We start from the raw sequence: 17,763 nt of genomic DNA, 5'->3' as shown, positions 1-17,763 counted from the left end.
AGCCTTTATCCATAATCCAGTATGCCCCCATAAAGGGGGTAACACAAGCGGCGATTGTTGAGACGGAAGCTCAGTTCAGCGGAATGTCGTTCTCAGCCTTGCTCGCCTGGTAGTCGCCCGACAATTCGTCGTAGCGCGCCGAGATTTTCCCGATCCGCTCCTCCAGCCGCTGGCGTTCGGCCCGGGGTAGCGCCCTCACCAACCTGCGGATCGAAAAACTTTTCCAATAGGCGTTCTCGGCATTGTAGCCGCCGGGGTCGAGGGTGAAGACCTCTTTCAGAATTTTGAGATCATGCGGGATGGCAAAACTGTCGCGCGAATCCTCGTGGCTGAACAAATGGTAGAAATTGTCGAAGCCGGCCCAGGTGATCGCCGACAGGCAGAGCGAGCAGGGCTCGTGTGTGGCGAGAAAGATGGCGTCCTTGGTGTCGACGCGCTCGGCCCTGGGCATCTCGTAAAAGCGCTTCAGGCAATGCACCTCGCCATGCCAGAGCGGGTTTTCCATCTCGTTGTTGGTCTCGGCCAGTACCAGCGAATGGTTGTCCTTGCGCAGGATCGCCGCGCCGAACAGCTTGTTGCCGTGGGCGACGCCTTCTGCCGTCTTCGGCACGATGTCGTGCTCGATGACGTCGAGCAGGCGGTCGATCAGCGAGATGTCGGTCATCACAAGCTCTCGTCGGGGAGGTGGATTTCGTAGGCGTGCGAGAAATGGAATTCCTCGAGGTTGGAGCCGTCGCCGCCACGGTCGACGATCAAAAAGTCCTGAGGCTCTCCGAGCGGCGTCAGCACGCCGTGCCAGAGATTGCGGAAATAGTTGATGCCTTGCCCCGGTGCGGTGACGAAGGCATGCGGCTCGCCAGGCCCGTCCTTGCCGTCAGGGCAGACGACGACCAGGAACGGACGCGGCGACAGCGGTATGAAAGCCTGGCTGCCCAAGGGGTGGCGCTCCACCATGGTCAGCTTCAGCGGCATGTCATAGGGCGTGCCGCGCACCATCGAGATCAGCACGCGCGCATTCGGCCCCGTGGCTTGCGCGGTGGCGAGGTCATGGTAGCGCTCTGCCTTGCCGCCATTGATCGGATAGTGGTTGTCGCCGCCCATGTCGATGACATCGCCGAATTCGGCGAAGGCCCCACGGGTCAGCGGCCGCGCGACAATGCGGCTCATGACGTCCGCTTCGCGATGCCGGCCCCGCCGAGCTTGGCGTGCCGATTGACGTCCTTGTAGAGCAGATAGCGGAATTTGCCGGGGCCGCCGGCATAGCAGGCCTGCGGGCAGAAGGCGCGCAGCCACATATAGTCGCCCGCCTCGACCTCGACCCAGTCCTGGTTGAGCCGGTAGACAGCCTTGCCTTCGAGCACATAGAGCCCGTGTTCCATGACATGCGTCTCGGCGAACGGAATGACCGCGCCCGGCTCGAGCGTGACGATGGTCATGTGCATGTCGTGGCGCAGATCGGCGGGATCGACGAACCGCGTCGTTGCCCAGCGGCCCTCGGTGCCGGGCATCGGCGTCGGCGCGATCTCCTGTTCGTTGGTGAAGAAGGCTTGCGGAATCTCGAGGCCGTCGACCGCCTCATAAGCCTTGCGTATCCAGTGGAAGCGGACAGCCGCCTTGCCTTCGTTGCGGACTGTCCAGCCGCTGGCCGGCGGCAGGAAGGCAAAACCGCCGGGGCGCAACACATGTTTCATGCCGTCGAGCAGAACCGTCAGTTCGCCCTCGACCACGAACAGGGCGCCTTCGGCGCTGGCATCGGGCTCCGGCCGCTCGCTGCCGCCGCCGGGCGCGACCTCGACGATGTATTGCGAAAACGTCTCGGCGAAGCCGGACAGCGGCCGCGACAGGATCCAGACACGGGTCTTGTCCCAGAACGGCAGGGCGCTGGTGACGATGTCCTGCATCACGCCCTTGGGGATGACTGCATAGGCCTCGGTAAAGACGGCGCGGCCGGTCAGAAGTTCGCTCTGGCCGGAATGGCCGCCCTTTGGGGCATAATAGGTTCGCTCGGGCATCCTGATCGTATCCATGGGTTCAAACCTATTGTGGAAGCATGTCCTTGAGGCGCAGCAGCGCGATGCGCTCGACCTGTTTGCAGGCGGTTTCGAATTCGACGCCGCGGCTGTTGCCGATGCGGGCTTCGAATTCGGCGAGGATTTCCTCCTTTGTCTTGCCTTTCACCGCGATGATGAAGGGAAAGCCGAAGGTGGTGACGTAGGCGGCGTTGAGCTTGGAGAACAGTTCGCGTTCCTTGTCTGTCAGCGCGTCGAGACCGGCGGAAGCCTGTTCCCTGGTCGATTCCGCCGTCAGTCGCCTGGCCTTGGCCAGCTTGCCGGCGAGGTCGGGATGGGCGTTGAGCACGCCGAGCCGTTCGGTCTCACTGGCGGAACGGAAGATGCGGCAAAGCGCATTGTGGAGGCCGCCCGCCGTGTCGTGCGCCGGGCCGAGCTCCAGCTCGTAGGCCCGCTCGGCGATCCAGGGCGAATGTTCGAAAACGCCGCCGAAGGCGTGAACGAACGTCTCGAATTCCATCTTCGACGGGCGCGGGGCGGCCGGCTGATAGGGGTGGTTTTCCTGCCAGTGCCGAGCAATGTCGATGCGCCGCGCCAGCCAGACCTTGTCGTGCGCTTTGACATAGTCGACGAAGCGTTTCAGCGCCGCCACCCGGCCCGGCCGCCCGACCAGGCGGCAATGCAGGCCGATGTTCATCATGCGCGGCCGGCCGGCCTTGCCTTCGGCATAGAGCGTATCGAAACTGTCCTTCAAATACGCAAAGAACTGGTCGCCCGAGTTGAAGCCTTGCGGTGTGGCAAAGCGCATGTCGTTGGCGTCGAGCGTATAGGGGATGATGAGCTGCGTGCCGTCCTCATGCTCGAACCAGTAGGGCAGTTCGTCGTCATAGGTGTCCGAGACGTAGTCGAAGCCGCCTTCCTCTGCCACCAGCCGCACCGTGTTGATCGATGTGCGGCCTGTATACCAGCCGGTCGGGCGCTGGCCGGTCACCTCGTAGTGCAGCTTGATCGCCGCTTCGAGGTCGCGGCGCTCGTCCTCGGCGTCGTGGTCGCGGTAGTCGATCCATCTCAACCCGTGCGAGGCGATTTCCCAGCCGGCTTCCTGCATCGCCGTGACCTGGTCGGGCGAGCGCGCGAGCGCCGTGGCGACGCCATAGCAGGTGACAGGCACTTGCTCTTCGCTGAACAGGCGCAGCAGCCGCCAGAAGCCGGCCCGCGCCCCATACTCGTAGATCGATTCCATGTTCCAGTGGCGCTGGCCCACCCAGGGCGCCGCGCCGACGATCTCGGACAGGAAGGCCTCAGAAGCTTTGTCGCCGTGGAGCACGCAGTTCTCGCCGCCCTCTTCGTAGTTGACGACGAACTGCACGGCGACATGCGCGCCGCCAGGCCATTTCGGATCCGGCGGATTGGCTCCGTAGCCACGCATGTCCCTGCTGTAACGCATCGTCCCTCCGCGCCCGGCATCACCGGAAGTATGATCAGGATATCGAAAGGGTGCTTCTCGCATTCCCCTCAAAATTTTTGAAAGTGTTTTTGTCGCACTCCGCTCGACCGGGACTTATGCATCGCCTTTAATTGGCGCACAATTCATCAGTAGTGTTCGATTGTACCGGCCAATTTGTTCGTATTGGAAAATGGGAGGCGGCCAATGGCAGAGACATCGAAAGCCGATGGCGGGCGTCTGACGACCCATGTCCTGGATACCGCGACCGGCAGGCCGGCGGCGGGATTGTCCATCGCGCTCTACCATATCGAGGGTTTGGCCCGCACGCTTCTGAAGACGGTCGTCACCAATGCCGACGGCCGCTGCGATGCGCCGCTGCTGGCCGGTGCCGACTTCCGCATCGGCGAATATGAACTGGTGTTCGCGGCCGGCGACTATCTGCGCGGCCAAGGAACGAAGCTGCCCGAGCCGGCCTTCCTCGACAGCGTGCCGATCCGCTTCGGCATGGCGCAGGCGCTGCACTACCATGTACCATTGCTGATCTCGCCATACGGCTATTCCACCTACAGGGGGAGCTGAGGCATGGCCAAAGTCAATATCCGCAACGAAATCCGCTTCATTCTGAATGGCAGGGATGTCGCGCTGTCATCCGTGGCGCCTGACGCGACCCTGCTCGACTGGCTGCGGCTCGACCGTTCGCTGCGCGGCACCAAGGAAGGCTGCGCCGAGGGCGATTGCGGCGCCTGCACGGTGCTGATCGGCAGACTTTCGGCCACCGGACTGGTCTATGAAAGCGTCAATGCCTGCATTCGCTTTCTGGGCTCGCTCGACGGCACCCATGTCGTGACGGTCGAGCACCTGCGCGGCGAAGCTGGCCAGTTGCATCCGGTCCAGCAGGCTATGGTTGATTTCCATGGCTCGCAATGCGGCTTCTGCACGCCGGGTTTCGTCATGTCGCTCTACGGCTTGTGGATGAAGTCACCGGACCCTTCGGACGCGGCCATCGAAAAAGCCTTGCAAGGCAATCTCTGCCGCTGCACCGGCTATGAGGCGATCATGCGCGCCGCGCACGCCATATCGAGCTACGGCAAGGCGGCAAAAGACGTGCTGGCGGTGGAGCGCCGGGACGTCACCACACGGCTGCAGGCGTTGCAGGATGGCGCCAGGGTCGAGATCGGCGCCGGCGGGACGCGGCTGGTAGTGCCGGCCGATGCCGACGATTTCGCGGCTGTCTTCGAAAAAGAGCCGACCGCCACCGTCGTAGCCGGTTCGACCGACGTTGGCCTGTGGGTGACCAAGCAGATGCGCGACATCTCGCCGGCGATCTTCATCGGCAATCTGCCGGGGCTTTGCACCATCACGGAAGACAATGGTGTCATATCGATTGGCGCCGGCGTCACCTACACCGAAGCCTTTTCGACACTGTCGAAACGCATCCCGGCATTGGGGCCGTTGTTCGACCGCATCGGCGGGGAACAGGTCCGCAACATGGGCACGATCGGCGGCAACGTCGCCAACGGCTCGCCGATCGGCGACACGCCGCCACCGTTCATCGCGCTCGGTGCACGGCTGACATTGCGCCGGGGCAAGACACGGCGCACGATCCCGTTGCAGGATTTCTTCATCGCCTATGGCAAGCAGGACCGCCAGCCAGGCGAGTTCGTCGAGGCCGTGCATGTGCCGGTGCCGGCAAAGGGGACAAAGTTCGCCGTCTACAAGGTCACCAAACGCCGCGACGAGGACATCAGCGCGACCCTTGGCGCCTTTTATCTGGCCTTGGCCAAGGACGGCACGGTAGCCGATATCCGCATCGCCTATGGCGGCATGGCGGCAACGCCGAAGCGGGCGTCCTCTGTCGAAAAGGCGCTGCTCGGCAAGGCCTGGACCGAAGTGACGGTGGAAGCGGCTATGGCCTGCTATGCCAGCGATTTCACCCCGCTGACCGATATGCGCGCAACCGCCGAATACCGAGCTTTGGCGGCGAAGAACCTTCTGTTGCGCTTTTACGTGGAAACCACCGGCACCAAGGCGCCGTTCCAGGTATCACGCAGCGAGGCGGCCTGATGAACAAGCACGCACCATCAAACCTCAAGGCCGAGAAGATAGTCGGCGGCGTCGCCACCGACCAGCGGCACGATTCCGCCCACAAGCATGTCAGCGGCGGCGCGGTCTATATCGACGACATGCCGGAGCCAGCCGGCACGCTGCATGTCGGTCTTGGCCTGTCCAAGGTGGCGCATGGCGTCCTGAAGAGCGTCGATCTCTCGGCGGTGCGCGCGGCCCCTGGCGTCGTCGACGTGCTGACCTATGCCGACGTGCCGGGCGAGAACGATGTCTCGCCCAGCAACATGCATGACGATCCGGTGCTGGCGGAAGGCAAGGTGCAGTTCTTCGGCCAGCCGATCTTCGCGGTCATTGCCGAGACGCGCGAGGCGGCGCGTCGCGCCGTGCGCCTGGCTGGGATCGAGTATGACGAGCTTCCCGCCGTCGTCGACATATGGGACCTCGATCCGACCAAGGACAAGCAGGTCACCACGCCGCTGATCCTGAAGCGTGGCGACGCGGCCGCCGCAATCGAGGCCGCCCCTCGCCGCGTCAAGAACCGCATGTGGCTTGGCGGCCAGGACCATTTCTATCTCGAAGGCCAGGTGTCGCTCGCCATCCCCGGCGAGGACGACGAGGTGACCGTCTACTGTTCGACGCAAGGGCCGAGCGAGACGCAGCATCTGGTCGCCCACACGCTCGGCGTGCCGAGCAACGCGGTGACGGTGGAGGTGCGCCGCATGGGCGGCGGCTTCGGCGGCAAGGAAACGCAGGCCAACCAGTGCGCCGCGATTGCCGCCATCGCCGCCAAGAAGCTGAAGCGGGCGGTCAAGGTCCGGCTCGACCGCGACGAGGACATGACCGCCACCGGCAAGCGGCACGATTTCGCCATCGACTACGAGGTCGGCTTCGACGACGAGGGCAACATCCTCGGCGTCGATTTCACCTATGCCTTGCGCTGCGGCTTTTCCGCCGACCTGTCCGGCCCGGTCGGCGACCGCGCGCTGTTCCACTGCGACAACGCGTATTTCTATCCCGCGGTGTTGGCCAAGTCGGCGCCGCTCTACACCAACACCGTCTCCAACACCGCCTTCCGCGGCTTCGGCGGCCCGCAAGGCATGATCGGCGCCGAGCGGGTCATCGACGAGGTCGCCTTCGCGGTCGGCAAGGATTCGCTCGAAATCCGCAAGCTGAATTTCTATGACTCGATGGAGGCGATCGGCGCGCGCTGCGTCACGCCCTATCACCAGAAGGTCGAGGACTGCATCATCCAGCGCATCGTGGCGGAACTGGAAGAGAGCGCCAGCTATGCGCGCCGCCGCCGCGAGATTTCCGCGTTCAACGCCAACAGCCGCTTCGTCAAGCGCGGCCTGGCGCTGACGCCGGTCAAGTTTGGCATCTCCTTCACCAAGACCGAGTCCAACCAGGCCGGGGCGCTGGTCCATGTCTATGCCGATGGTTCGGTGCACATGAACCATGGCGGCACCGAAATGGGGCAGGGCCTGCACCTCAAGGTGGCGCAGGTCGTGGCCGAGGAGTTCCAGATCGACCTCGACCGCGTGAAGATCACCGCCACCACAACCGCCAAGGTGCCCAACACCGCGCCGACGGCGGCGTCCTCGGGCGCCGACCTCAACGGCATGGCGGCGCAGAACGCGGCGCGCCAGATCCGCCAGCGGCTGACCGACTTCGCCGCCGAGAGATATCAGATACCTGTCGACCAGGTGGTGTTCCTGCCCAACCGGGTGCGCGTCGGCAACCAGGAAGTCAGCTTCAACGATTTGGTCAAGCAGGCCTACATCGCGCGTGTGCAGCTCTCGGCCGCCGGCTTCTACAAAACGCCGAAGATTCACTGGGACCGCGGCAAGGGCCAGGGCCACGCCTTCTACTACTATGCCTATGGCGCGGCCTGCGCCGAAGTGTCGGTCGACACGCTGACCGGCGAGTATGTCGTCGAGCGCGCCGATATCCTGCACGACTGTGGCCGTTCGCTGAATCGGGCCATCGACCTCGGCCAGGTCGAGGGCGGCTTCATCCAGGGCATGGGTTGGCTGACCACCGAGGAACTGTGGTGGGACGACAAGGGCCGGCTGCGCACCCATGCGCCCTCGACTTACAAGATCCCGTTGGCCTCGGACCGGCCGAAGATCTTCAACGTCGCGCTGACCGACTGGTCGCAGGCCTATGAGCCGACCATCCATCGCTCCAAGGCGGTCGGCGAGCCACCGCTGCCGCATGGCATGGCAGTGCTGCATGCGCTGTCGGATGCCGTGGCCAGCGTCGCCGACCACAAGATCTGCCCGCGCCTCGACGCGCCGGCGACCCCCGAACGCGTGCTGATGGCGATCGAGCGGTTGAAGAAAGAGGTCAAGGCTGGCGCCTGAAGGCCGGCAAACGTGCAATCCCAGGCGAAAAAGCCTATATTTTGCATTCGGGAACCGTGAACCATGAACTCGAACGTGCAAAGCCTGAAAACCTTTCTCGGCAGCGCCGCGCGACTTGCCCTGGTCGAAGTGGCCGGTACCAAGGGCTCGACGCCGCGTGAGAAGGGCGCTTTCATGCTTGTTTCGCCTGCGGCGATCTTTGGCACGATCGGCGGTGGTCAGCTCGAATACATGGCGATCGACAGAGCCAGGCAGATGCTCATCTCCCCCCTCGAGGGGGAGATGGCCGCGAAGCGGCCAGAGGGGGTCCTCGCAGGAGGCACCGCAAGGGGGTCGAGCACTGCCGCAACGACCCCACCCGGCGGCTTCGCCGCCACCCTCCCCTCGAGGGGGAGGGGAACCCGCATCGAAGTCGACGAAATCTGCGCCACGCTCGATGTGCCGCTTGGGCCGGAGATCGGCCAGTGCTGTGGCGGGCGCGTCGAGGTGCTGATCCGGCTGGTCGATGCAGCGCTGGCCGCCGAACTGGTTGCGGCGGCGGAAGCCGAGGAAGCCCATCTGCCGCACGTCTACATCTTCGGCGGCGGCCATGTCGGCCAGGCGCTCGCGTCTACGGTAGCGCTTCTTCCCGTGCACGGTGTCGTCATCGAGACGCGGGCCGAGGCGCTGGAAGGCATGCCGGAAACCGTCGAGACGCGGCTGACGCCGATGCCGGAAGCCGAGGTTCGCGCCGCCCCGGCCGGCACCGCCTTCGCCATCCTCACCCATGACCACGCGCTCGATTTCCTGATCGTCGCAGAGGCGCTGAGACGCGGCGACGCTGCCTATGTCGGCATGATCGGTTCGAAGACCAAGAAGGCGACATTCAGAAACTGGTTCCTGAAATCGGCGGACGGCACGGAGGCTGAATTTGGCCGGCTCGTCTCGCCGATCGGTGGCGACGCCGTCAAGGACAAGCGCCCGCAGGTGATCGCCGCACTGGCGGCCGCCGAGATCATGACGGCTCTAGTCGTGCACGGGGCGGCCTCAAGTTCCGACCGTCCCCATGACAGGGTGATGGCGAGTTAGACTTGCGCTGCCGCTAAGCCGGCCGTTTCAAGCCGAGATGTTCAGGCAGCGTGACCGCCGCTCTCGTCGAACAGTAGAGCATCCGCGTCCTGCCACAGGCCCTGCACGATGCCTGTGAATTCCTCCGCGCAGCGTCGAAAAAACCGTGTCCGAAAATCCTTCGGGCCTGCTGACGTTGGTGGCCTCGCGCGGGTTGGGTCAGCGATGCGTTCCAGCCGGCACGGCCGTGGCTGATGACGTCGAGGGGACGCGAAGCGACGCGCCAGATTATAGGCTGATGCGCGAGGGTCGAGGCGCCCCGGAATCGGCAACGATGACCCATCGGCTTTGCTCGTACCTCGACCAGGGTGCGGATTGCCCGGTCAAAACCGCGCAGGACGAAACTAAGCTCGTCCTGCAGCAAGACAAGCCCGGCGAATGGACCAGCCGGCGGTCACTTGCCGGCCTGTTCTACCGCCCAGCCAGGATGTCCTTGATCAGCCGCTGGCAGCGCTCCGCCATGAAGTCGAGCAGCAGGCGCACCTTGGGATCCTGCAGCTTCTTGTGCGGATATACGGCAGCGAACTGCACCGGCGTAGGCGGGGTGCTGGCGAGAATGACCTTCAGCCGCCGGTCGCGGATGAACGGCTCGACCTCGAAGCGCGGCTTGTTGATGATACCGCGTCCCGACAGAGCCCAACCGGTCAGCACGTCGCCGTCATCGGTGTCGTAGGGCCCGTGCACTTCGAATTTTTGCTGGCCGGCCGGCGTTTGCAAGGTCCAGACATATTCGCGTGCGCCGGAATAGCGCAGCATCAGGCAGTCATGTCTCCTGCCGATCAATTCCTGCGGATCCATGGGCTCGCCGCGTGCCTCAAGATATTTGGGTGCGGCGACCAACACACGTTCGCATTCCATGATGCCGCGCATCCGAAGGCTGGAGTCCTCGATGATGCCGAGCCGGAAGGCGACATCGATGCCCTCTTTCATGATGTCGACATTGTGGTCCGAGAGCCTGAGCCGCACCTCGATATCAGGGTATTTGTCGTGAAAATCGGGAATGCCCGAGGCCACCAGCCGCCGGCCGAGCCCAAGCGGCGCCGTCACCTTGATGGTGCCGCGCGGCTGGCCGGACAGTGCCGAGACGGCCGCCTCCGCTTCAGTGATCGCCTCCAGAACCTGCTTCGCGCCCGAGTAGAACACGGTGCCGTGCTCGGTCGGCATCAACTGCCGTGTCGTGCGGTTGAACAGCCGGACGCCGAGATGCTTCTCCAGTTCCTTGATACGGTTCGAGGCGACCGCCGGCGAAATGCGCATGTCGCGCCCGGCCGCCGACAGATTGCCGAGCTCGACGACGCGGACGAAGACGGCGATGTTGTCGAGATAGGCCATGCGGAGCACCTTCGCCGGTTTGCAGGGATCAACCTAGTATTTTCCAATTTTTTTTGAAAGTCATCGCACACCTCGCCTCTTTCCGTTTACGCGCCACACCTTAAAGTCGCGTCATCGGCAGGGACGACTTCAATGATGGATTTCGCGATTTTCTGGGACTGGCTGAGCTTCGCCGTGCGCTGGCTGCACGTCGTCACCGGCATCGCCTGGATCGGCTCGTCCTTCTATTTCGTCGCGCTCGATCTGGGCCTGCGCCAGCGACCAGGCATGCCCGTCGGCGCCTTCGGCGAGGAATGGCAGGTGCATGGCGGTGGCTTCTACCACATCCAGAAATATCTGGTGGCGCCGGCCGAGATGCCCGAGCATCTGACCTGGTTCAAGTGGGAATCCTACGCCACCTGGCTGTCCGGTTTCGCCATGCTGTGCGTGGTTTATTACGCCGGAGCGGACCTGTTCCTGATCGATCCCAATGTGCTGCCGATGTCGGTGCCAATAGGCATCCTGCTGTCGATGGCGACGATCGGCGTCGGCTGGGTGGTCTATGATCTCCTGTGCCGCTCGCCGCTCGGCAAAAGCGACACCGGCCTGATGCTGGTTCTCTATTGCGTGCTGGTGTTCATCGCCTGGGGACTGACGCATCTGTTCACCGGCCGCGCCGCCTTCCTGCATCTTGGCGCCATCACCGCGACGATCATGTCGGCCAATGTCTTCATGGTCATCATTCCGAACCAGAAGATCGTCGTCGCCGACCTCATCGCAGGACGCAAGCCGGATCCGAAGTACGGCAAGATCGCCAAGCAGCGTTCGCTCCACAACAACTATCTGACGCTGCCCGTGCTGTTCCTGATGCTGTCGAACCACTATCCGCTGGCGTTCGGGACACAGTTCAACTGGGTCATCGCCTCGCTGGTGTTCATCATCGGTGTCTTGATCCGCCACTATTTCAACAGCGTGCACAAACGTGCCGGCAACCCGCACTGGACCTGGCTGGGCGCCCTTGTCCTGTTCCTCATCATCATCTGGCTGTCGACCGTGCCGAAGGTGCTGACCGGTGAACCCAAGGTTTCCGCCTCGGCGCAAGTCTATATCGCTTCGGCGCATTTCCCGGCGGTGCGCGACACCGTGCTTGGCCGCTGCTCGATGTGCCATGCCGCGGAGCCGGTCTACGAGGGCATCTACCACGCGCCCAAGGGGGTGATGCTGGATACGGACGCGGGCATTGCCGATCATGCCCGCGAGATTTACCTGCAGGCAGGCCGCAGCCACGCCATGCCGCCCGCCAATGTCACAGAGATCACCGACAAGGAGCGGGCGCTGCTGGTCGCCTGGTTCGAAGGCGCGGGGAAATAAGCATGACCTCGACACTTCTGCGCGGCCGCACGCTGTCCTTCGTGCGCTGGCCGCAAGCCATCGACGACCACTCCGCCTGGCGCTACGAGGAAGATGGCGGCCTGCTGATAAGCGACGGCAGGATCGTTGCGTCGGGCGCCTACGCCGATGTCGAGAAACAGGCTGGCGAGGGGACGAAAAAGATCGATCACCGGCCGCATCTGTTGCTGCCGGGCTTCATCGATGCCCATGTGCATTTCCCGCAGATGCAGATCATCGCTTCCTATGGCGCCGAACTGCTAGACTGGCTGAACACCTACACCTTTCCCGAAGAAGCAAAATTCGCCAACGCGCAGCATGGCCGCCCCATCGCGCGCCTGTTCCTTGATGAGACGGTGCGCCATGGCACGACGACGGTCGCCGCGTACTGTTCGGTGCACAAGGCGTCGACGGAAGCGTTCTTCGCCGAGTCGCACGCGCGCGACATGCTCAACATCGCCGGCAAGGTGATGATGGACCGCAACGCGCCCGAAGGCGTGCTCGACACGCCGCAATCCGGCTATGACGACACCAAGGCGCTGATCGCCGAGTGGCACGGCAAGGGCCGCCAGCTTTATGCCATCACGCCACGCTTTGCCATCACCTCCTCACCGGAGCAGATGGAGATGGCCGGCGCGCTGTGCCGCGAACATCCCGACCTGCACATGCAGACGCATCTGTCGGAAAACCACGCCGAGATCGCCTTCACGCAACAGCTCTACCCCTGGTCGCGCGACTACACCGATGTTTACGAACATTACGGGCTGCTTGGCAAAAAGAGCCTGTTCGGCCATTGCATTCATTTGTCGGAGCGTGAGGCGGACGCGCTTTCGGACAGCGGTTCGGTGGCGGTATTCTGCCCGACCTCCAACCTGTTCCTCGGCTCCGGCCTGTTCGACTATCAGCGCTTTCGCCGCCGCGACAAACCATTGCGCATCGCGGCCGCCACCGATGTCGGCGGCGGCACCAACTATTCGATGCTGCGTACCATGGAAGAGGGCTACAAGGTAATCGCGCTCAATGGTGAGAAGCTCAACCCGTTCCAGTCATTCTGGCAGATCACGCGTGGCAACGCCGAGGCGCTGTCGGTGGCGGACAGGATCGGCACGCTGGAGGATGGCACCGACGCCGATATCGTCGTGCTCGATGCCAGGGCGACGCCGGCGATGCGGCTCAGGATGGAAACGGTCGAGACGCTGGCGCAGGAACTGTTCCTGCTGCAGACGCTGGGAGACGACCGCGCGGTGCGCGAGGTCTATGTCGCGGGGCGGCCTGCCAAGAGCGACATAGCAATTTAGCACTGCGGCGTGTTCCCTGCTTGACCCGGCGGCAGCCATCGGTCAAAGCGTGCGGCGAAGTTGACAGGGGAACGACATGGCCGTTGCTGACGACATCGCTCTGATCAAGAGACAGGAAGAGACGCTTGTCTTCACGGCCTTCGACGAGGCTGTCGCCTTCGAGATCGGTTCGGCCATCCGCGACCGGGCGCTCCGGGAAGACTTGCCCATCATCGTCGACATCAGGACCTTCGACCGGCCGCTGTTCTATGCCGCGATGCCGGGCTCGAACGCTTCCAATCCCGACTGGGCGCGGCGCAAAATCAATGTCGTGAAGCGCTATCTCAGAAGCACTTACCGGCTGGTGCTGGAGCAGCAGCGCCCCGACCGCACCTTCAAGATCGGCGAGGGGCTCGATATTGCTGACTATGTGTTGGCCGGCGGCGGCTTTCCGGTTGCGGTCAAGGGCGTCGGTGTCATCGGCGTGATCGCGGTCTCTGGCCTGCCTGAGCGCCAGGATCATGGCGTGGTGGTCGATGCGCTGTGCGATTACCTGGCCATCGATGCAGGCCAGCTTGCTCTGCCGCCGGAAGAAAAATCGTGACGTCAGCGCTGACCCTCCCCCTCACCCTCTCCCCGTATAGAGACGGGGAGAAGGGGGCACCAACGCTGGAGCGCTTCCCTTCTCCCCGTCACTATACGGGGAGAAGGTGCGGGGAGGCGGATGAGGGGCGGGGCCAGCCTTGCGGCTATTCGCAAATCGCCAATGGCAGCCAAGGATGACCGTGCTCGATCCCAAATCCTTCCTCATCTCCATCTTCGACGCCGCCGTCGCGGCCGCCGATCCGGAAAAGACCATTCGCGATCATTTGCCGGCAAAGCCGAAGGGCCGCACCATCGTCATCGGTGCCGGCAAGGGCTCGGCGCAGATGGCGGCGGCCTTCGAGAAGGTCTGGGATGAGACGATCGAAGGCCTGGTCGTTACCCGCTACGGCTATGGCGCCAAATGCGAGCGCATCGAGATTATCGAGGCCGCACACCCGGTGCCGGACGCCGCCGGGCTCGAGGCCTCGCGGCGCCTGCTGGAGAAGGTGCAAGGGCTGACAGCGGACGATCTGGTCGTGGCGCTGATTTCCGGCGGCGGTTCGGCGCTGCTGCCGTCTCCGGCCGCCGGCCTGACGCTGGCCGACGAGATCGCCGTCAACGAGGCGCTGCTTGCCTCCGGCGCGCCGATCGCGGCGATGAATACCATCCGCAAACACCTCTCCACCATCAAAGGCGGCCGGCTGGCTGCCGCGGCCTGGCCGGCCAAGGTGGTATCGCTGGTGGTCTCCGACATCCCCGGCGACAATCCGGCCCTTGTCGCCTCCGGCCCAACCGTTCCCGATGTCGGCAGCCGTGAGAATGCCCTGGCTTCGATATCAGCCTATGGCATGAAACTGCCGGATGCGGTCATGGCGCATATCCAGTCGCCGGCGGCCGACGCCCCAGATCCCGGCGATCAGCGCTTTGCGCGCAACGAGGTGCATCTGATCGCATCGGCCGGCGTGTCGCTGGAAGCGGCAGCGGTGGAAGCGAGGCGGCAAGGCATCGAAGCCGTCATCCTCTCCGATGCCATCGAAGGCGAAGCACGCGAGGTCGGCGGCGTCCACGCGGCCATCGCCCGCGAAGTGGCGACGCGCAACCGGCCCTTCCAAAAGCCGGTTCTGATCCTCTCGGGCGGGGAGACCACCGTCACGCTGCGGGCCAAAGGCAAGGGTGGCCGCAATTCGGAATTCCTGCTTGCCTTCGCCATTGGCATCAATGGCATCGAAGGCATTCACGCCCTGGCGGCCGACACTGACGGCATCGACGGCTCGGAAGACAATGCCGGCGCCTTCGCCGACGGCTCGACCGTTTCGCGCATGCGCGCGGCGGGTGTGGATGCCAAGGCGATGCTGGCCGGAAACAATGCCTGGACGGCCTTCAATGCCGTTGGCGATCTCTTCGTGCCCGGCCCGACCGGCACGAACGTGAACGATCTCCGAGCAATTCTCATCCGCTAAACCGGCAGATCAAGCCGCTATCAGCTTCTTCACCTGCTTCATATCCTGCAAAAACCGCTCGCGTTCGGCTTCTTTGCCGGCGTGATCCCGAATGCGCAGGATGAAGGAGGGATGGATGGTGAGGAAGACACGCAAGCCATCCTCGCGTTCGATCACCTGGCCCCGCATCTTGGTCACCGGGACCGCCTTGCCAAGCAGGGATAGCGCCGCCGTGGCGCCGAGCGCCACGGCGAGATTCGGCTTGATCAGGTCAAACTCGTGGTCTAGCCACCAGCGGCAGGCTTGAACCTCGCCGACATTCGGCTTGGAGTGGATGCGGCGTTTTCCGCGCGGTTCGAATTTGAAGTGCTTGACCGCGTTGGTGACGTAGACCTTCAGCCGGTCGACCCCGGCATCGTCCAATATGGCATCGAAAACCTTGCCCGCCGGGCCGACGAACGGCTGGCCGGCGAGGTCTTCCTGGTCGCCCGGCTGTTCGCCGACGAAAATCACCTTGGCGTTGTCAGGCCCTTCGCCGAATACGGTCTGCGTCGCATCGCGCCAAAGCGGACAGCGGCGGCATCCCTTGGCGGCCTCGCGCAATTCGGAAACCGTGTGCGCGGCATCGTCCTCAGGCGCTTCGGTAGGCTCATGCTTAGGCCAGTGCCTCGCCTGCACCTTGGCGTGGTGCGGCGCGGGCATTGTCGGCATCTTCGCAATCATATCCCTGGCGGCCTCGTCCGCTCCTGCGATCAAGTCAGGAATGAGCGAAGCCTCGGGAAGGTTCCGCCAATATTTCTTCGGCATCTCCTTTTGCATGGCCTTCACCTTGAGGCGTGCCGGATTGAAGATGTTCTCGAAATAAGTCCTCCACAGCGTCTCGGTATCGTCCTTGTCTGGCGCATCGCCCTTGGCCGCGCCCGGCCCGATCGCCAGCCTCTCGCCATCCCAATCGGCGGACGCGTAAGGCGTCAGGATCGTCCAGCGCATGCCGGTAAAACGCCTGACGAAGAAATCCGCATTGCGCTCGACGATGAAATGGTCGGGTTCCAACCAGGCGACATAGCGTTCATCCTCGCCGTCGCCGATCTTCCGGAAGCGGACGAAGGCGTGCATCTTGTGGCTGTCGCGCCGCACCGACTTTTCCATGGCTTCAAGCCGTTTGGTGTAGGGATCCGATGCGATCGCCAGCAATTTGGGCTCGGTGCGCAGCCGCCGCAGCAGCCTGTAGAGAAAGGCGAAACGTCCGGGATCGGAATGGCAGAAGGCGGTCTCGGCTTGGCCGATGAAATCGCGTGGCACAATGAGCTCAGCGCCCTGCGGCACGTCAGGCAATTCGCTTGGCGGCCGGTCGAGACCGGCTACGACATGCCAGCTGATGTCCCCGGGGCTGACCTCATTCAACGCCAGCCGCCGAGCCGCGTCGCGCCAGCCGGCGAAATCGGTCTGGCTTTCAAGCCAAACGGTGTGGCGGGTGAGGTCGAGCTCGGCTGGCGGCATCGTCAAAACAGCGCCAGTTGTTCGCAGGATTGCACGATCTTGCCGCGGAGTCCGGCCTTGTCTGTGAGCGCGCCTGGCGACCAGCCTTCGGCGATGATGAAGGGCCTGAGCTTGGCGATCGAATGGCAGAGCCGGCCGACATCCTCGAGCCGCAGTCGCCGGTAGCGGCGGGTTTCGAGGATTTTGGCGACAACCTTGGTTCCCAGGCCAGGCACGCGCAACAGCGCTTCGCGGTCGGCGCGGTTGACGTCGATGGGGAAACGTCCCCGGTTGCGCAGCGCCCAGGCAAGTTTCGGATCGATGGCGAGATCGAGCATGCCATCGCTGCTGCCGGCCAGGATTTCAGGCTGCGAAAATCCGTAGAAGCGCATCAGCCAGTCGGCCTGGTAGAGCCGGTGTTCGCGCATCAGCGGCGGCTTCCGGAGCGGGAGCGATGACGAGGAATCGGGGATCGGACTGAAGGCCGAGTAATAGACGCGCCGCAAATGGTAGCTGCCATACAGCCGGGCGCTGGCGTGCAGGATGCCGTCGTCGGAGGTGTTGTCCGCGCCAATGATCATCTGCGTCGACTGGCCACCCGGGGCGAAGCGTTCGCGTTTTTTGGTCCGCAACGTCGGCTCGGCTTTTTCCTCCATCTTCCGGCGCAAATTGGCCATGGAAAGCCGGATTGTCTCCGGCCTCTTTTCCGGCGCCAGCTTCTTCACGCCCTCGTCGGTGGGCAATTCGACATTGATCGACAGGCGGTCGGCATAGAGCCCGGCCTTCTCGATCAGGTCCGCCGAACTCTCGGGGATGGTTTTGAGATGGATATAGCCGGAGAATTTTTCCTCCAGCCGCAGCCGCCGCGCCACCTCGACCATCTCGCCCATGGTCTCGTCAGGCGAACGGATGACGCCCGAGGACAGGAAAAGCCCTTCGACATAATTGCGCCGGTAGAAATCCATGGTCAGCTTCACCACCTCGTCGATGCCGAAGCGGGCGCGCCGCACATTCGAGGACGAGCGGTTGATGCAATAGCTGCAGTCGTAGATGCAGAAATTGGTCAGCAGGATTTTCAGCAGCGAGATGCAGCGGCCGTCCGGCGCGTAGGAATGGCAGATGCCTATGCCTTCGGTGGAGCCGATGCCGCCGGATTTCAAAGAATCCTTCTTCGCCGCGCCCGATGAGGCGCAGGAGGCGTCGTATTTGGCGGCGTCGGATAGGATTGCCAGTTTCTCACGAACAGGGAGTGCGCTCATTTGTTCATGATATGTTCCGGAAGGCCAATGCGCC

The 17,763-nt window shown here is 63.6% G+C and carries 15 protein-coding genes; 8 read left to right on the top strand and 7 right to left on the bottom strand.

All coding sequences use genetic code 11. From position 1 onward, the window contains the following. Nucleotides 1-70 precede the first annotated feature (70 nt). The 4 genes from FJ954_RS00580 to puuE are packed head-to-tail and all read right to left on the bottom strand — an operon-like array spanning nt 71 to nt 3,456. On the bottom strand, nt 71-664 hold the full coding sequence (locus FJ954_RS00580) for a nucleoside deaminase (protein WP_140660081.1): 594 nt from the start codon (nt 662-664) through the stop codon (nt 71-73). Continuing rightward, nucleotides 664-1,167, bottom strand: coding sequence for an ureidoglycolate lyase (locus tag FJ954_RS00575; RefSeq protein ID WP_015314321.1), 504 nt, complete (start codon nt 1,165-1,167; stop codon nt 664-666). The genes FJ954_RS00580 and FJ954_RS00575 overlap by 1 nt, the downstream gene beginning before the upstream one ends. Beyond that, complete coding sequence (locus FJ954_RS00570) at nt 1,164-2,027, bottom strand: bifunctional allantoicase/(S)-ureidoglycine aminohydrolase (RefSeq protein WP_140615064.1); 864 nt, start codon at nt 2,025-2,027, stop codon at nt 1,164-1,166. Before FJ954_RS00570 ends, FJ954_RS00575 begins: the two co-directional genes overlap by 4 nt. Before the next feature lie 10 nt (nt 2,028-2,037). Continuing rightward, complete coding sequence (puuE, locus tag FJ954_RS00565; protein WP_140660080.1) at nt 2,038-3,456, bottom strand: allantoinase PuuE; 1,419 nt, start codon at nt 3,454-3,456, stop codon at nt 2,038-2,040. A 204-nt stretch (nt 3,457-3,660) separates the two neighbouring features. Here puuE and uraH point away from each other — a divergent pair, with 204 nt between their 5' ends. The 4 genes from uraH (at nt 3,661) to xdhC (ending at nt 8,951) form a co-directional block, all read left to right on the top strand. Beyond that, a complete protein-coding gene (gene uraH / locus FJ954_RS00560; RefSeq protein WP_140615060.1) occupies nt 3,661-4,035 on the top strand; it encodes a hydroxyisourate hydrolase in 375 nt (124 codons plus the stop codon). Between the two features lie 3 nt (nt 4,036-4,038). After that, entirely contained in the window at nt 4,039-5,520 is a 1,482-nt protein-coding gene (gene xdhA / locus FJ954_RS00555; RefSeq protein WP_140660079.1) for a xanthine dehydrogenase small subunit, read from the top strand. Next, the gene (xdhB, locus tag FJ954_RS00550; RefSeq protein ID WP_140660078.1) at nt 5,520-7,883 is read left to right on the top strand and encodes a xanthine dehydrogenase molybdopterin binding subunit; all 2,364 of its coding nucleotides are present in this window, start codon (nt 5,520-5,522) and stop codon (nt 7,881-7,883) included. The genes xdhA and xdhB overlap by 1 nt, the downstream gene beginning before the upstream one ends. 63 nt (nt 7,884-7,946) lie before the next feature. Continuing rightward, entirely contained in the window at nt 7,947-8,951 is a 1,005-nt protein-coding gene (gene xdhC / locus FJ954_RS00545) for a xanthine dehydrogenase accessory protein XdhC (protein ID WP_140660077.1), read from the top strand. Nucleotides 8,952-9,401: 450 nt separating this feature from the next. On the opposite strand, the gene FJ954_RS00535 is transcribed toward xdhC, so the two are convergent. Next, nucleotides 9,402-10,322: a LysR family transcriptional regulator gene (locus FJ954_RS00535; protein WP_140615052.1), complete on the bottom strand. Its 921-nt coding sequence runs from the start codon at nt 10,320-10,322 to the stop codon at nt 9,402-9,404. 132 nt (nt 10,323-10,454) lie between these two features. Between FJ954_RS00535 and FJ954_RS00530 the strand changes: the two genes are divergently transcribed. The 4 genes from FJ954_RS00530 to FJ954_RS00515 all read left to right on the top strand — a co-directional run bounded on the left by FJ954_RS00530 (nt 10,455) and on the right by FJ954_RS00515 (nt 15,012). Beyond that, on the top strand, nt 10,455-11,672 hold the full coding sequence (locus FJ954_RS00530; protein WP_015314311.1) for a urate hydroxylase PuuD: 1,218 nt from the start codon (nt 10,455-10,457) through the stop codon (nt 11,670-11,672). A gap of 2 nt (nt 11,673-11,674) precedes the next feature. Further along, nucleotides 11,675-12,988: a guanine deaminase gene (gene guaD, locus FJ954_RS00525; protein WP_140660076.1), complete on the top strand. Its 1,314-nt coding sequence runs from the start codon at nt 11,675-11,677 to the stop codon at nt 12,986-12,988. A 76-nt stretch (nt 12,989-13,064) separates the two neighbouring features. Next, nucleotides 13,065-13,571, top strand: a complete 507-nt coding sequence (locus tag FJ954_RS00520) for a heme-degrading domain-containing protein (RefSeq protein ID WP_015314309.1) — start codon at nt 13,065-13,067, stop codon at nt 13,569-13,571. A gap of 175 nt (nt 13,572-13,746) precedes the next feature. Beyond that, the gene (locus FJ954_RS00515) at nt 13,747-15,012 is read left to right on the top strand and encodes a glycerate kinase (protein ID WP_140660075.1); all 1,266 of its coding nucleotides are present in this window, start codon (nt 13,747-13,749) and stop codon (nt 15,010-15,012) included. A 9-nt stretch (nt 15,013-15,021) separates the two neighbouring features. Here FJ954_RS00515 and FJ954_RS00510 read toward each other — a convergent pair whose 3' ends face one another. Together FJ954_RS00510 and FJ954_RS00505 are read right to left on the bottom strand one after the other, a co-directional pair. Then, complete coding sequence (locus tag FJ954_RS00510; protein WP_140660074.1) at nt 15,022-16,491, bottom strand: UdgX family uracil-DNA binding protein; 1,470 nt, start codon at nt 16,489-16,491, stop codon at nt 15,022-15,024. Between the two features lie 2 nt (nt 16,492-16,493). Beyond that, on the bottom strand, nt 16,494-17,729 hold the full coding sequence (locus tag FJ954_RS00505) for a putative DNA modification/repair radical SAM protein (RefSeq protein ID WP_140660073.1): 1,236 nt from the start codon (nt 17,727-17,729) through the stop codon (nt 16,494-16,496). Between the last annotated feature and the right edge of the window lie 34 nt (nt 17,730-17,763).

This window comes from Mesorhizobium sp. B2-3-15 (assembly GCF_006442875.1).
Lineage (GTDB): Bacteria > Pseudomonadota > Alphaproteobacteria > Rhizobiales > Rhizobiaceae > Mesorhizobium > Mesorhizobium australicum.
The sequence above is the reverse complement of the archived record's forward strand: the minus strand, read 5'-3'. Positions and strand labels throughout refer to the sequence as shown.

What these genes read in the sequence shown, in the direction of transcription:
- FJ954_RS00580 (WP_140660081.1), bottom strand. Translation starts at nt 664, where the DNA reads ATGACCGACATCTCGCTGATCGACCGCCTGCTCGACGTCATCGAGCAC.
- FJ954_RS00575 (WP_015314321.1), bottom strand. Translation starts at nt 1,167, where the DNA reads ATGAGCCGCATTGTCGCGCGGCCGCTGACCCGTGGGGCCTTCGCCGAA.
- FJ954_RS00570 (WP_140615064.1), bottom strand. Translation starts at nt 2,027, where the DNA reads ATGGATACGATCAGGATGCCCGAGCGAACCTATTATGCCCCAAAGGGC.
- puuE (WP_140660080.1), bottom strand. Translation starts at nt 3,456, where the DNA reads ATGCGTTACAGCAGGGACATGCGTGGCTACGGAGCCAATCCGCCGGAT.
- uraH (WP_140615060.1), top strand. Translation starts at nt 3,661, where the DNA reads ATGGCAGAGACATCGAAAGCCGATGGCGGGCGTCTGACGACCCATGTC.
- xdhA (WP_140660079.1), top strand. Translation starts at nt 4,039, where the DNA reads ATGGCCAAAGTCAATATCCGCAACGAAATCCGCTTCATTCTGAATGGC.
- xdhB (WP_140660078.1), top strand. Translation starts at nt 5,520, where the DNA reads ATGAACAAGCACGCACCATCAAACCTCAAGGCCGAGAAGATAGTCGGC.
- xdhC (WP_140660077.1), top strand. Translation starts at nt 7,947, where the DNA reads ATGAACTCGAACGTGCAAAGCCTGAAAACCTTTCTCGGCAGCGCCGCG.
- FJ954_RS00535 (WP_140615052.1), bottom strand. Translation starts at nt 10,322, where the DNA reads ATGGCCTATCTCGACAACATCGCCGTCTTCGTCCGCGTCGTCGAGCTC.
- FJ954_RS00530 (WP_015314311.1), top strand. Translation starts at nt 10,455, where the DNA reads ATGATGGATTTCGCGATTTTCTGGGACTGGCTGAGCTTCGCCGTGCGC.
- guaD (WP_140660076.1), top strand. Translation starts at nt 11,675, where the DNA reads ATGACCTCGACACTTCTGCGCGGCCGCACGCTGTCCTTCGTGCGCTGG.
- FJ954_RS00520 (WP_015314309.1), top strand. Translation starts at nt 13,065, where the DNA reads ATGGCCGTTGCTGACGACATCGCTCTGATCAAGAGACAGGAAGAGACG.
- FJ954_RS00515 (WP_140660075.1), top strand. Translation starts at nt 13,747, where the DNA reads ATGACCGTGCTCGATCCCAAATCCTTCCTCATCTCCATCTTCGACGCC.
- FJ954_RS00510 (WP_140660074.1), bottom strand. Translation starts at nt 16,491, where the DNA reads ATGCCGCCAGCCGAGCTCGACCTCACCCGCCACACCGTTTGGCTTGAA.
- FJ954_RS00505 (WP_140660073.1), bottom strand. Translation starts at nt 17,729, where the DNA reads ATGAGCGCACTCCCTGTTCGTGAGAAACTGGCAATCCTATCCGACGCC.